This window comes from Burkholderia sp. BCC0398 (genome assembly GCF_902833245.1).
Lineage (GTDB): Bacteria > Pseudomonadota > Gammaproteobacteria > Burkholderiales > Burkholderiaceae > Burkholderia > Burkholderia sola.
The window spans coordinates 476,133-489,275 of sequence record NZ_CADFEM010000004.1; the positions used below are offsets into that span (position 1 = coordinate 476,133).

Sequence of the window (13,143 nt, forward strand, 5' to 3'; positions counted from 1 at the left end):
GTCCGGTTTATTTGCGATGCTCGCGCTGTGCCTGCCGCGCCTCCCATTCGGCCAGTTCGACGCGATAGCGCGCGAGCGCTTCGTCGTACAGGTCGAAGACGCACGGCGAGCAGCCGCTGTTGCAGCAGTCTTCCAGTTCGGGTTGGATGGGCGGGGTCGGACGGGGATCGTCGATGGACGGATCTCCTGAAACTGGGTTCGGCACGGCGTGGTCCGGTAATGTGGAGTGGTCAGTATAGGGCGATCCGGGCCGCCGCCGCTTTCGGCAGGCCGGGCCGGCCGACGATGAACGCGTCCGTCACTGCGTGATCGCCGAGCCCGCCCGCTTGCTCGCCTACTTCGCCGGCGCGCCCGGCTTCACCGCCGCCGGCTTGTCGGCCAGCGGCTGCCACGCGGCGCCGAGCGAATACCAGTCGACGCGGCGCGTGAGCGTCATGATGCCGGCGAGGATCGCGAACAGCAGCAGCGAACCGAGCATCAGCGCATTGTCTTCCGACAGCAGCAGCCCGTAGAGCGCCGCGTACAGCATCGCGAGCAGCGCCGTGAACGTCGCGCCGCGCTTCACGCTGTGCAGCACGAACGACAGGTAGAAGCCCAGCAGCCCGATGCGTGCGCCGCTCGCCGCGAGATACGCATAGCCGAACGCAATATGCTCGGACAGGCTCAGCAGCAGCAGGAAGAACAGCGCGAGCGACAGGCCGACCAGCGTGTACTGGATCGGGTGAATGCGCAGCCGCTTCACGAGCTCGTACATGAAGAAGCTCGCGAACGTGAGCATCACGAACAACGCGCCGTATTTCGTCGCGCGCTCGGCCTGCAGATAGACGTTCACGGGCTCGATCACCGATACCGACGCCATCTCGATCTCGCCGTCGCCGGAGCCGGACGCCACTTGCTCGCGCGCCTTCGTGTTGAACGACGTCACGTGCCAGTTGCCGACGAAGCCGCGCGCGTCGATCGTGCGGTCGGCCGGCAGGAATTCGCCGCCGAAGCTCGGATGCGGCCACGTCGATTTCAGCGAGAAGTCGTTCTGGTCGCCCACCGGCGCGAACGCGACCGATTCGGCGCCCGCGAGCGGCAGGCCGATGCTGAACGGCACGACCGTCGCGCCTGCGTTTGCGTCCGCCAGCGCCGCGAGATCGACGTTCGCATGCACGCCCTGGCGCAGGCTCTCGAGCCGCGTGCCCTGCTCCACGTCGATCCGCTTGCCGCCGATGCGCAGGTCGGGCTGCGCCTTCAAGCCGCGAAGGTCGCCGATGCCGAGCGCGACATACGCGCCGTCGATCTTGAAGCTCACGTGGCCGTCGGCCTGCGGCAGCTTCTTCAGGTCCGGCAGCGGCAGCGTGCCCGTCATCCGGCTGTCGAGCCCGTACACGAGCGCCTTGTGGATGCCGCGATAGCGCACGCTGACCGACAGCGTGCCGTCGACGTTCAGCGTCTTCGGAAACACGAGCAGCCGTTTCGTCTCGCTTTTCAGGCTGGTTTTCGCCTTGCCGCCGGCGCGCACGTCGTCGCTCACGCGCGTGACTTCCGTGTAACGGACGACGAGCACCGGTCCCGTCACCGTCTGCGGCCCCGCGTAGCTCGCCCAGATGCTCTGCAGCGCGTTCTGCCGATAGTCGGCGCGTTCCCGCACGATGCTCTGGACCATCTGCAGCGGGATCAGGATCGCCAGCGCGAGAAACGCGGTGATCATGGACTTGAACAACAGGACTCGATTCATTGCTGGCAGGTACCGGAGTGGAAGGTACGGTCAGCATGCGCGGCCCCGGTGAAGGGCGATTGAAGCCGGCGTGAAGCGAATGTGTGGCGAACGTGAAGCGCGCGGTCAGGCCGCCGACGGCAGCGTGAGCGTCGCGCACGCGCCGCCTTCCGCGCGGTTCGCGAGCGCGACCTGGCCGTGGTGCAGCATCGCGACCTCGCGGACGAAACACAGCCCGAGGCCCGTGCTGCGATCCTGCCCATCGGGACGCGGCAGCGAATAGAAGCGTTCGAACACACGCGACAGCGCATAGTCGGGCACGCCGGGGCCGTCGTCGGCGACGCGCACGACCGCGACGTGCGCCCTGCCCGCCGGCTGCCGCTCGAGCGCGATCCGGATCGTGCTGCCCTGCGGCGCGAAATCCAGCGCGTTGTCGAGCAGGTTGCCGAGCGCCTGCCGCAGCAGGAACGGATCGCCGTCGACGACCGGCGCATCGGCCCCATCAGCCGCATCGTTCGCGTCGATCCGCAGGCTCACGCCGCGCTGCCGCGCGCGCGGTTCGATATCGTCGACGAGTTGTTCGAGCACCGGCCGCAGCGCGACCGGCTCGTGCACCGACAGCCGCTGCTTCTGCTCGACCTCGGCCAGCGCGAGCAGCTTGCGGATCATCTGTTCGAGGCGGCCGGCCTGGCGGCGGATGTTTTCGGTGAAGCGGCGGCGGTTCGCGACCGGCATGTCTTCCTGCAACAGCTCGGCCGCGCCGCTGATCGCGGCCAGCGGGCTCTTCATCTCGTGCGTGAGCGTGTGGATGTAGGTTTCGACGTACTGCCGGTCTTCCAGCCGCTGATGCATGCTTTCGACCGCGCGCCCGAGTTCGGCCAGCTCGTTCGCGCCCTGCAGCGGCATCGACGCGCGCTCGCCGGCCGCGATCGCGCGCGCATAGCGCTGCAGGCGCCGCAGCCCGAGCACCAGCCACCACGTGCACGCGGCGCCGATCAGGATCGCGCCGCCCATCAGCAACGCGCCGTACAGCATGATCTTGCGCTGGCTGCGCGCGATGAACGGCGCGACCGTCTGGTTCGGCTTCGCGATCGTCAGCACGCCGATGATCTCGTTGCCGCGCCGGATCGGCGCCGCCACGTGCATCACGGTGCTGCTGTCGTCGTTCGGATCGCTGCGCGTGCTGCGCGCGCCGTATTCGCCGCGCAGCGTCCGGTACACGTCGTTCCAGCGCGAATAGTCCTGCCCGACCGCGCTGCCGGACGAGTCGTAGCGGACGATGCCGTGCGCGTCGGTGATGTAGAGGCGGTAGCCGATCGCGTTCTTCTGGATGCCCCACACGTTGGCGCTAACCGGGCGCTCGTGCAGTTTCCCGAGCTGCCGTGCGAATGTGCCGTCGGCGATATGGCCGTTCGCCATGTCGTCGGCCGCCAGCGTCGCCAGCACCTGCGCGGTATCGACGAGCGTGTCCTCCATCGCTTCGCGCACGCCGGGCTTCACCTCCTGCACGAATACGCGCAGCGTGATCAGCGCGGCCAGGCCGACGATCAGGAAAAAGCCGAAGAAGATGCGCAGGCCGATATGCATGGGCGGTGCCGGTCGTTACGGTTGCAGCGAATAACCCATTCCGCGATGCGTGCGGATCGGGTCGCGCTCGGGATCGATCGCGCGCAGCTTGGCGCGCAGCGTCTTGATGTGCGTGTCGACCGTGCGGTCGGCCGAATCGAGCGCCTCGTGCCACACGAGATCCATCAATTGTTCGCGCGAGTAGATGCGGCCCGGATGCCGGACCAGCAACGCGAGCAGTCCGAATTCGTAGCGCGTGAGGTCCAGCGCGTGGCCGAGCCACGCCACGCGCGCGCCGTCGGCATCGAGCGTGAAGCCGGCGGCGACCGGTGCAGGCGCGTCGGCCAGCGCGGGTGCGGGCGCCGGCTCCGGTGTGGCCGCCCGGCGGAAGCGGCGCAGGATCACGCGCACCCGTGCGGCCAGCTCGCGCGGCGAAAACGGCTTGACGACGTAATCGTCGGCGCCGATCTCGAGCCCGACGATCCGGTCGATCTCGTCGTGCCGCGCGGTCAGGAAAATCACCGGAATATCGGTGAACGTGCGCAGCCGCCGGCATACCTCGAAGCCGCTGAGGTCCGGCAAGCCGACGTCGAGCACCACGAGATCCACACGCGTGTCGCGCAGGCGGTCGAGCGCCGCCTGCCCGAGCGTGCAGTGGACGGTCTGCATGCCGTCGGTGCCGAGGGCATAGACGATCGTGTCCGCGATCGCCTGTTCGTCTTCGACGATCAGGATGGTGGGCTGAGTCATGGTGTCGGGTTCGGTCTCGGGTCCGGGTCGCGCAATCCGGTGCGACATTGTACGCACGGCCGGCCCCGGCGAGCCCTGCCCGCGGCGCACTACGCGACGCGGCCGCTCACCGGAATCGACGCACCGGTGATCGCCTGCGCGTCGGCCGACAGCAGGAATCCGATCGTCGCCGCGAGCTGTTCGGGCCGGACCCAGCGCGAGAAGTCGGCGTCGGGCATGTCCTTGCGGTTCGGCGGCGTGTCGATGATGCTCGGCAGCAGCGCGTTCACGGTCACGCCGCGATCGAGCAGTTCCGCCGCCAACGCCTCGGTGAGCCGCGCGACGCCCGCCTTCGCGGCCGCATACGCGCCCATTCCCGCGCCGGCCTTGAACGCCGCGCCCGCGCCGATGTTGACGATGCGGCCGGCCGGGCTCGCGACCAGGTACGACAGTGCGGCCTTCGACGCGTTCAGCGCTGTCTTCACGTTCAGTTCATACATGCGGTCCCACGTGGCGGCATCGCCGTCGGCGATCGTCTGCCACACGAATGCGCCCGCGATGTTCAGCAGCGCGTCGACCTGGCCGAATTCGCGGTTGACCGCGTCGAGCGCCTGCACGGCGGCCTGCGGATCGACGAGATCGATGCCGCCGATGCGCAGCGCATCGGCCGGCACGCCGGGTAGCGCCTGCGCTGCCGGAGCCGCGCCGCGGCCGATCAGCGCGACGCGTGCGCCGCGCTCGCCGAGCCACGCGGCCGTCGCGACGCCCAGATGACCGAAGCCGCCGGTAATCGCGACTGCCTTGCCTTTCAGGTCGTGTTCCATCGATGTGTTCTCCTGGATCGAGGGTGATGGGATGAAATGCCGACAGCGTAGCGCCGTTCACGCGTTCGTGCGCACGGGATGAGGGTGCGGTCGCGCGGTTCGTCCGTCGGTGGACCGCGGCTGGCCGGGAGGGAGGGAACTCGGCGAAAGGTCGACGGGAAGCTGGCGGCCATTCGGCGGCGGCATCGCGAAACAGATCGCGACCTATCCGTCGCGAGACGGTGCGATGCCTGCGCGAGTCGACGAGCACGCGGTCGGACGGCCGGGCATAATGCGCGATGCCCGGCACCCATGGCGCGCGGCAAGGCGGCCGGGCTGGCCTGCCCGAAGACCCGCGCCCATCACCGTCTCGCATCCCGAACCTCAACCCGTCCATCCCATGCAAGTACTCGTCATCGGAACCGGCAAGCTCGCCAACGAGTTGCTCGGCTCGCACAAGCTCGACCCGGCCAGCTGTCGCGTGATGCCGTGGTCGGACGCCACGCGAACCGACGCGCGGCGTAGCGACGCCCGCTCGATCGTCGTCCATGCCGGTTCCGGCCGCGAACTCGCCGCGGCGATCTCGTTCTGCCAGGCCACCGCGTCGCCGCTCGTCGAGTTGTCGACCGGCTCCGACCTCGAAACCGGGACGTACGGCTTTCCGGTCGTGCTGTGTCCGAACACGAACATCCTGATGCTCAAGTTCATGAGCATGCTGGAAACCAGCGGCCACCTGTTCCGCGACTGCGAGATCAGCGTGACCGAGTCGCATCAGGCCGGCAAGACGTCCGTCCCCGGCACGGCCGTCGGCATCGCCCGGTCGCTCGGCGTGCGGCCGGAAACCATTCGCTCCGTGCGCGACCCGGCGGCGCAGCGCAGCGAATTCGGCATCCCGGACGATCAGCTCGGCCGCCATGCGGTTCACCGGATACGCATCGACGATGGCGCATGCAGCCTCCAGTTCGAATCGCGCGTATCCGGCGATACGCCTTATGCGGATGGCGTATCGCGGATCGTCGAGGCCGTGCGGCAGCACGATCTCGAGCATCGTCGCTATTCGATCGTCGAATTCATCCGCAACGGCTGGTTGTAGTCGCGGCGCTGGCGTGCGGCACGGCCCCGTGGCGTGGGCCGGCCTATGCCCGCAAATGCCCTCCTATGCCCTCCTATGCCCTCCTATGCCCTCCTATGCCCGCACGGCCCGCGGCCGCCGCCACGGCCGGCCTCGCTAGCTCACCGCTACCCGTCTCCCAGCACCGCCCCGCTCTCCGGCAACGTCGCGCCACCGTCGACGACGATCGTCTGCCCGGTGATGTACGCCGCGTCGGCCGACGCGAGAAACAGCATCGCGTTCGCGATATCCTCCGGCTCGCCCATCCGTGCCAGCGGAATGTCGCGCGCGATCTGCGCCGCGACCGACGCGTCGCCGAGATTGCCGGCCGCCGGCGTGCGGATCATCCCCGGTTCGACGCCGTTGACCGTCACGTTGCGGCGCGCGAGCTCCAGCGCCGCCGCCCGAATGAAGCCGTTCACGCCGGCCTTCGACGCCGCGTAATGCGCGAGCCCCGGATACGCGACGCGCGGCCCCGTCACCGACGACGTGACGAGCAGCCGCCCGGCCCCCGCGCGCTCGAATGCCGGCAACGCGGCCTGCGCAAGCCAGAACAGCGCCGACAGGTTGACCGACAGCGTCCGCTCGAGCGTCGGCTCGTCGATCTGCGCGAATGGCGTCAACGGAAAATACGCGGCATTGTGGATGACGACATCGAGCCGGCCGCCGTCGCGCTCGACTGCGGCGACGAGCGCATCCAGTTCGGCCCGGCTCGCGGCATCGACCCGGTACGCGCGTGCGTCGCCGCCCGCGCCGGCCAGCGCGTCGGCCTGCGCGGCGGCCGCATCGCCGTTCAGGTCGGCGACCGCGACGAACGCATCGGATTCCGCGAAACGGCGCGCGATCGCCGCGCCGATCCCTTGCGCGGCGCCCGTGACGAGCACGACGCGACCGCTGAAATCCGCACGCAAGCGGCCGCTGCCGAGCACGGCAGTCATCGCCGCGCCTCGTCGCCGAGCGGATGCATGGTTTCGTTCAGCACCTGCGCGTATGCGCCGATCTGGAAATTCGACAACGTGCCGAAATCGCTGCCCTGATAGCCGAAGATCTTGCCGTCGGTCTTGCGCTGCGCGAAGTCGATCAGCACGACGCCGAGCGTCGGCACCACCTTCTCACGCCACACGAACAAGTAAAGCTCGTCTGCAATCCTGAAGTAATGACAGCGGTCGACATCGGCCAGCCCGCCTTCGACGCCCTGCAGGCACTGCCACGCGTAGAAATTCTCGTTCAGGTAGATGTGCTCGTAGCATTCGGTCGGGCTGTAGCGGTACATCGTCCGCTTGCCGATCAACTCGCGCGTGGGCGCATGCAGCGACCCCGGCCGGGCGTGGCCGCCCAGCGTACCGTGTCGGAATTGCGCATCGACGGCCGTCAGCGGCAGCCCGTGCGCGACGCGCGTGAATGCATCGATGCGCGTGTCCGCTTCCGTCGGCAGCGTACCGACGACCGCCGTCCACACACCGGTGTCGAGATCGATCACGAGGCTCACCGACGTCGCCCGAGCGGTCGCATCGATGTAGTCGACGAAGTACAGCCCGTCGCGCAGCCGCGTCACGCGGCACGCCGCGCGGCCGTTCGTACCGGTCGCCGCATCGCGCCACTGCAGCGCGCCCGGCTCGAACGTATAGATACGCCACGCGCCCGATGCGTCGTCGAGCGTCAGCGTCCGCCCGACGAGTGCGTCGACGGGGGCGAGGACGTTCGCGTCCGGCGCGAAGCCGTCCGCGAGCGCGCCCACCTGAATGAATACCGGATCCTGTCGTTCCACCTGCCCTCTCCCGCGCAGCTTCAGGCCCGGCGGGCCGTGTACGCTGCTCATGTGCACATGGTGCGGGCTGCGCGCGCCGCGCGGTATCCGCCAAACGGATGAAGGGCGCGCGGCGCCGGAACGCGCTAAAGTGCCCGTGATCCGCGCCGCCACCGGCGCGAGGAGCGCACATGCACCGTGTCACCCACTACCGACGCACCGGCGAAGGCATCGAGACGATCAGCCTCGAATCCGATCGCGCATTTCCGCGCCACGCGCACGACGAATTCGGGGTCGGCGTGATCGTCAGCGGTGCGCACCGGTCGTGGAGCGGCCGCGGGCAGGTCGACGCGCTGGCCGGCGACACGATCATGGTCAACCCGGGCGAGATGCACGACGGTTCGCCGCTCGAGGCCGGCACCGGCCGGCGCTGGCGGATGCTGTACCTCGCGCCCGCGCTGGTCGCGGGCGTCGCGGCGGAAGAAGGCGTCGGCGGCGTCGAGCTCGCGCATCCGGCCGTGCGCGACGCGCGCCTCGCGGCCGCCGTCGGCCGGCTGCATGCACGCATCGTCGCAGGCGAAACCCAGCCGCTGGCCCGCGACGAAGCGCTCGTGATGCTCGTCGCCGGTTTGCTTGCCCGGCACGCAAACCGCACGCTGCCGGCGGCCGGCGTCGCACCGGCGGTCCGCGTCGCCCGCGAGCGGCTCGACGCGGCGCCGGCCGCACCCGTGTCGCTCGCCGAGCTGGCCGATCTGAGCGGCGTCAGCCGCTTCCAGTTGCTGCGCGGCTTCGCGCGCGAGCTCGGCATCACGCCGCATGCGTATCTGGTTCAGTCGCGCACGCGGCTCGCGCGCGCGTTGCTGGCCAGCGGTTTGCCGATCGCCGATGCCGCGGCTGAAGCCGGCTTCGCCGATCAGAGCCACCTGACGCGCGCGTTCGCGCGCCAGTTCGGGATCACGCCGGGGCGGTTCACGCAGGCGGGTTAAGTCGCGCTGTCGCCCGCGCCGCGCGAGGCCGCCGGGCGCACTTCATTCGAAATACGGTTGCCACCTCGACGGCAGCCGCGCCCCATTGCGTCCGGACATGTCGACGGCGCACCGTATTCAACGCCCCCTCTGCTGCAATTTCGTTCAAGACGCCCCGTGCCCGGTACGCGACGATGCGGCGCATGAAGACACGACTGATTGGTTATCTCTATCTCGCCGCCGCGATGGCGGGCGTCGGCAGCACCGTCATCGCGAGCCGTCTCGCGGCCGGCGGCCTGTCGCCATTCGCGGCCACCGCGCTGCGCTTCCTGATCGCGACCCCGCTGCTGTTCGCGCTGATGCGCGCGCAGCGCATGTGCTGGCCGCGCATTTGCGCACGCGACGCCGTGCTGCTCGTCATCCAGGCGGCGGCGGGCGGCGTCGGCTATACGGTGCTGCTGATCAGCGGGACGAAGCTGTCGTCGCCGCTCGATGCGGGCGTGATGCTCGGCACGCTGCCGGCCATGTCGACGTTGATCGCGGCCGTCGTGCTGCACGAGCGGCAGACGCCGCGCGACTGGCTGGCCGCCGCGCTCGCCACCGCCGGTGTGCTGTTCGTCACGTTCGCGCCAGGCCATGCGATGCCGTCGCTGCAGACGCTTGCCGGCGATGCGCTGGTACTGGCGGCCGTCGCATGCGAAGCGGTTTTCATCCTGCTCAACCGGCGGCTTGCCGCGCCGTTGCCGCCGCTTGCGCTTTCCACCGCGATGTCGGGCCTCGGCTTCGTGCTCGCACTCGTGCCGGCCACGTTCGAATGGCGCGCGGTGGCGAGCGGCTGGACCGTCGGCGCCGTGTCGGCGATCGCGTACTACGCGCTGATTCCGACCGTGCTCGGCTACCTGTGCTGGTATGCGGGTTCGGCGCGCACGAGCGGCACCGAGGCCGCCCTGTTCACCGCGGTCGCGCCGGTTTCGGCCGTGCTGTTCGCGGTCGCGCTGTTCGGCGAAGCGCTGACCGGCACGCGTGTCGCCGGCATCGCGCTCGTCGTCGCCGGCATGCTGGTCGGCGCGACGCGACGGCGCGAGCCGCCCGCCGAATCACGCACGACGATCGCTGCGCGGACCGCCATCGACTGACTCGCGCTCATCGCGTCCCGGCGGAAACGGCGGCGGCGCCCTGCCGTCGCATCGCCTGCCGCTCCCCGCCTTCGCCACGATGCAGCCGGCGACTGTAGGAATGTGTCCGCGCACCGCAAAACCGTTGCGCACGGCTGCGCGAGATGCAATATTCGCGTGGCCGGCCCCTTTGACCACCCTCGAACAACAATCCGCCAAACAATGAACAGGAAGGAAGCCAAAACGAGAATCGCGGTGCTGCTGTCCGCGGGAACGAGGAAGGCCGACGCGCTGGCCGAACTGTCCGGACAGGGGCTCAAGGATCGCGTGCTCGCGCACCTGATCGCGTCGCGCCCGGACCCCGAACGCTGCCGCAAGAACAAGGTGCACGTCCGGATCCTGGTCGCGCTCGGCATCGCCCAACTGGTCATCAGCCTGATGCTTGCGTACTACTTCTTCGCATCCGGCGCCGGCACCGTCCTCGTCACCGTATTCCTCGCGTTGACCGTGCCGCTGTCGCTGCTGTTCATCTGGGGCTTTGCGACCCAACGTGTCGGCGCGTATCACGCGTTCATCCTGCTGTCGCTGCTGCAGATGCCGAAGACCGTCGCCGACCTCGGGCGCGATCCGGCGACCGCGCTGCCGAGCCTCGCGATCACGGTCGTGCTGGTCGGTTACGTGTGGTTCGTCCGCAACCGGTTGTTCCCCGACTACGGCTGGTTCACGCCGCGCAAGGTCGAAGGCCGTTACGCGTTCGTGGAACACGCCTGACGCCGCCGGCATCGACCCGCGCACGAAAAAGGCGCCGGGCCGCCCCGCCATCGCGGGAAGGCCCGGCGCCTTCTGCATGCCTGAACCGGTCGGCTTACTTGGCCTTTTCAGCCGAATCGCTGATCGCCTGGCCGCCCTTCGAAATATCCTGGCCCACGCCGGCGACCGTATTGCAACCGGCGAGCGCGGCGGTCAGCACCAGCAGCATTGCAGCAATCGTACGCGTCATTCTCATTCTCCTTGGAATCAACAAGCCCGACCGGGCGAATCGTGTGAATCGTGTGTGGCGTGGCGCCCGGCACGCTGCCGGACACGGGGCCTGACCTGATTATACGGAGAGCCGCGCCGCGCGCCAGTACGGCCCGGCCGCGCGTGCGCACAGATTTTTCTTGACTTCATTGCGCGACGAACTAATATACGCACCGCGTATATTTTCCGCCCAGGAGCCGCCGATGACCGTTCCCCAGCAAGCCTTCCTCCGCGACGCGATGCGCCGCCTCAACATGACCCGCGAGGCATTCGCGAATCGCATTGGCGTCAGCCGGCGCGCGCTGGATACCTGGCTGCTTCCGGACGATTCGCAGGAATCGCGCGGGATGCCCGAGATCGTCGAGCGCTTCGTGTCGGAAATCGTCGAACGCCCAGCGCCGGACGGCGAGAACTATACGCAAAGCGTAGATAAACAAGGGCTCGCGAAGCAATTCCTGTTCGAAGGCAAGCCGCAATTGATCTCGGTCGAGCAGTTCTCGCGGGATTCGGTCGAGGCGCTGTTCCGCGTGGCCGACGTCATGCAGCCGATCGCGCGACGCCACAAGATTTCGCGCGTGCTCGAAGGCGCGGTGCTCGGCAACCTGTTCTTCGAGGCCAGCACGCGCACGCGCGTGTCGTTCGGCGCGGCCTTCTGCCGGCTCGGCGGCTCGGTGTGCGACACGACGGGCTTCACGTTCTCGTCGATGGCCAAGGGCGAATCGATCTACGACACGAGCCGCGTGATGGCCGGCTACGTCGACGCGCTCGTGATCCGCCATCCGGAAAAAGGCTCGGTGGCCGAATTCGCACGCGCGACCAACCTGCCGGTGATCAACGGCGGCGACGGCCCCGGCGAGCACCCGAGCCAGGCACTGCTCGACCTGTATACGATCCAGCGCGAATTCTCGCGGCTCGGCAAGATCGTCGACGGCGCGCACATCGCGCTGGTCGGCGACCTGAAATACGGCCGCACCGTGCACTCGCTCGTCAAGCTGCTCGCGCTGTACCGCGGGCTGAAGTTCACGCTCGTATCGCCGCCGACGCTCGAGATGCCGGCGTACATCGTCGACCAGATTTCGACGAACGGCCATGTGGTCGAGCAAACGAACGACCTCGCGGCCGGGCTGCGCGGCGCGGATGTCGTCTACGCGACGCGGATTCAGAAAGAGCGCTTCACCGACGAGTCGTTCGAAGGCTATACGCCGGATTTCCAGATCAACCAGGCGCTCGTCGATTCGGTATGCAAGCCCGACACGCTGATCATGCACCCGCTGCCGCGCGATAGCCGGCCGGGCGCGAACGACCTGTCGGTCGACCTGAACCGCGACCCGCGTCTCGCGATCTTCCGGCAGACCGACAACGGCATTCCGGTGCGAATGGCGATCTTCGCGGTGCTGCTGGGTGTCGAGAATCTCGTCCAGCACTCGATGCGCGATGCGACGTGGCGTCCGCCGGCGTACCTCGGCCCGGAGGATGCGGTGTTTCACGGAATCGACTGACCTGCAGCCGGTGTCGCGCGGCTGAACCGAGATTGCCCCGGTTCAAGTGCCGCGCGCAGCCGGCACGCACCCAACGCGCCGGCTTGCACGGCGCGTTGTCATTTTCGACGCCGGTAACGTGACGGCGGGCGAGCCGGCGTTAGCTGGCCCAGGGATCGATCACACGCAAGCCCGCTGCCTCGAACGGCGCGACGTCGCGCGTGGCCACGATCAAACCGTTCGCGGCGGCGGTTGCCGCGATGAAGCCATCGGCAGATGCCATCGCGTTGCCCGTACCACGCGCCTTGGCGCGAAGGCTCGCATACGCCTTGCTGGCCGCATCGTCGAACGGCAGGATCCGGCCGCGAAACAACGGCACGACGCGCTGCTCGATGCTTTGCTCGAGCCAGTCCCGCCTGCGCCCCACCGGCAACACGGCCACGCCGAACCGAATCTCCGCCAGACTGATTGCGGCTACAAACAACGTGTCGACGTTCTGCGCGTCGAGCCATTCGATCACGGCTGCGCTCGGCTCGCGCCGCAGCGGCTCGGAAATGACGTTGGTATCGACCAGGATCATTCGAAGCTCATGGGATCGGTTGGCGTCTTATCACGCTGAACTTCGAAATCGATGCCGCCAGCCTCTCGCCCGATTTCAGCGAGCAACGTTCCCAGTCTCAGCCGCCCTCCCGGCCGAACGGCTTGCTCGAGGATGTCTCGCACCTCGGCCTCGGTACTGCGGCCATGTTGCGCAGCCCGGATTCGAAGCGCGCGATGCACTTCGTCGGGCAAATTTCGAACAGTGATCATGGGCATGATGCGCCTCACTACATTTGCTTGCAATGCAGTCATACTAACACCTTGCAGTCATTTGAGCCGAAAGAAGATTCGGCCACTGTAAGCCGCC

The 13,143-nt window shown here is 68.3% G+C and carries 15 protein-coding genes; 5 read left to right on the top strand and 10 right to left on the bottom strand.

The genetic code is table 11. From position 1 onward, the window contains the following. Positions 1-7: 7 nt before the first annotated feature. The 5 genes from HWX76_RS11370 to HWX76_RS11390 form a co-directional block, all read right to left on the bottom strand. Complete coding sequence (locus HWX76_RS11370; protein ID WP_080334376.1) at positions 8-205, bottom strand: oxidoreductase-like domain-containing protein; 198 nt, start codon at positions 203-205, stop codon at positions 8-10. Between the two features lie 129 nt (positions 206-334). After that, positions 335-1,723 carry a cell envelope integrity protein CreD gene (creD, locus tag HWX76_RS11375; RefSeq protein ID WP_176015815.1) on the bottom strand — a complete coding sequence of 463 codons (1,389 nt, stop codon included), beginning with the start codon at positions 1,721-1,723 and terminating at the stop codon, positions 335-337. A 105-nt stretch (positions 1,724-1,828) separates the two neighbouring features. Next, on the bottom strand, positions 1,829-3,289 hold the full coding sequence (gene creC / locus HWX76_RS11380) for a two-component system sensor histidine kinase CreC (protein ID WP_089489529.1): 1,461 nt from the start codon (positions 3,287-3,289) through the stop codon (positions 1,829-1,831). Positions 3,290-3,304: 15 nt separating this feature from the next. After that, positions 3,305-4,018, bottom strand: a complete 714-nt coding sequence (gene creB, locus HWX76_RS11385; RefSeq protein WP_050017426.1) for a two-component system response regulator CreB — start codon at positions 4,016-4,018, stop codon at positions 3,305-3,307. A gap of 89 nt (positions 4,019-4,107) precedes the next feature. Next, positions 4,108-4,821, bottom strand: a complete 714-nt coding sequence (locus HWX76_RS11390) for an SDR family NAD(P)-dependent oxidoreductase (protein ID WP_176015816.1) — start codon at positions 4,819-4,821, stop codon at positions 4,108-4,110. Between the two features lie 379 nt (positions 4,822-5,200). On the opposite strand from HWX76_RS11390, the gene HWX76_RS11395 reads away from it, so the two are divergent. Further along, complete coding sequence (locus HWX76_RS11395) at positions 5,201-5,893, top strand: dihydrodipicolinate reductase C-terminal domain-containing protein (RefSeq protein ID WP_176015845.1); 693 nt, start codon at positions 5,201-5,203, stop codon at positions 5,891-5,893. 146 nt (positions 5,894-6,039) lie between these two features. Here the strand turns inward: HWX76_RS11395 and HWX76_RS11400 are convergent, their stop codons facing one another. Both HWX76_RS11400 and HWX76_RS11405 read right to left on the bottom strand, forming a co-directional pair. Further along, complete coding sequence (locus HWX76_RS11400) at positions 6,040-6,849, bottom strand: SDR family oxidoreductase (protein ID WP_050017423.1); 810 nt, start codon at positions 6,847-6,849, stop codon at positions 6,040-6,042. Beyond that, on the bottom strand, positions 6,846-7,679 hold the full coding sequence (locus HWX76_RS11405) for a molybdenum cofactor biosynthesis F family protein (protein ID WP_050017422.1): 834 nt from the start codon (positions 7,677-7,679) through the stop codon (positions 6,846-6,848). Before HWX76_RS11405 ends, HWX76_RS11400 begins: the two co-directional genes overlap by 4 nt. Before the next feature lie 170 nt (positions 7,680-7,849). Between HWX76_RS11405 and HWX76_RS11410 the strand changes: the two genes are divergently transcribed. From HWX76_RS11410 to HWX76_RS11420, 3 genes are all read left to right on the top strand, one after another. Then, positions 7,850-8,644: an AraC family transcriptional regulator gene (locus HWX76_RS11410; protein WP_050017421.1), complete on the top strand. Its 795-nt coding sequence runs from the start codon at positions 7,850-7,852 to the stop codon at positions 8,642-8,644. A gap of 182 nt (positions 8,645-8,826) precedes the next feature. After that, the gene (locus tag HWX76_RS11415; RefSeq protein WP_176015817.1) at positions 8,827-9,759 is read left to right on the top strand and encodes a DMT family transporter; all 933 of its coding nucleotides are present in this window, start codon (positions 8,827-8,829) and stop codon (positions 9,757-9,759) included. Positions 9,760-9,960: 201 nt separating this feature from the next. Beyond that, a complete protein-coding gene (locus HWX76_RS11420) occupies positions 9,961-10,509 on the top strand; it encodes a permease (protein WP_124638454.1) in 549 nt (182 codons plus the stop codon). Between the two features lie 94 nt (positions 10,510-10,603). Here HWX76_RS11420 and HWX76_RS11425 read toward each other — a convergent pair whose 3' ends face one another. Beyond that, positions 10,604-10,738: an entericidin A/B family lipoprotein gene (locus HWX76_RS11425; RefSeq protein WP_050017418.1), complete on the bottom strand. Its 135-nt coding sequence runs from the start codon at positions 10,736-10,738 to the stop codon at positions 10,604-10,606. Between the two features lie 223 nt (positions 10,739-10,961). Here HWX76_RS11425 and HWX76_RS11430 point away from each other — a divergent pair, with 223 nt between their 5' ends. Beyond that, positions 10,962-12,257 (top strand): aspartate carbamoyltransferase, encoded by a 1,296-nt coding sequence (locus HWX76_RS11430; protein ID WP_050017417.1) that lies wholly within the window; start codon positions 10,962-10,964, stop codon positions 12,255-12,257. A 139-nt stretch (positions 12,258-12,396) separates the two neighbouring features. Here HWX76_RS11430 and HWX76_RS11435 read toward each other — a convergent pair whose 3' ends face one another. Together HWX76_RS11435 and HWX76_RS11440 are read right to left on the bottom strand one after the other, a co-directional pair. Beyond that, a complete protein-coding gene (locus HWX76_RS11435; protein ID WP_050017416.1) occupies positions 12,397-12,816 on the bottom strand; it encodes a type II toxin-antitoxin system VapC family toxin in 420 nt (139 codons plus the stop codon). Further along, the gene (locus tag HWX76_RS11440) at positions 12,813-13,052 is read right to left on the bottom strand and encodes an Arc family DNA-binding protein (protein ID WP_060733370.1); all 240 of its coding nucleotides are present in this window, start codon (positions 13,050-13,052) and stop codon (positions 12,813-12,815) included. Before HWX76_RS11440 ends, HWX76_RS11435 begins: the two co-directional genes overlap by 4 nt. Positions 13,053-13,143 lie beyond the last annotated feature (91 nt).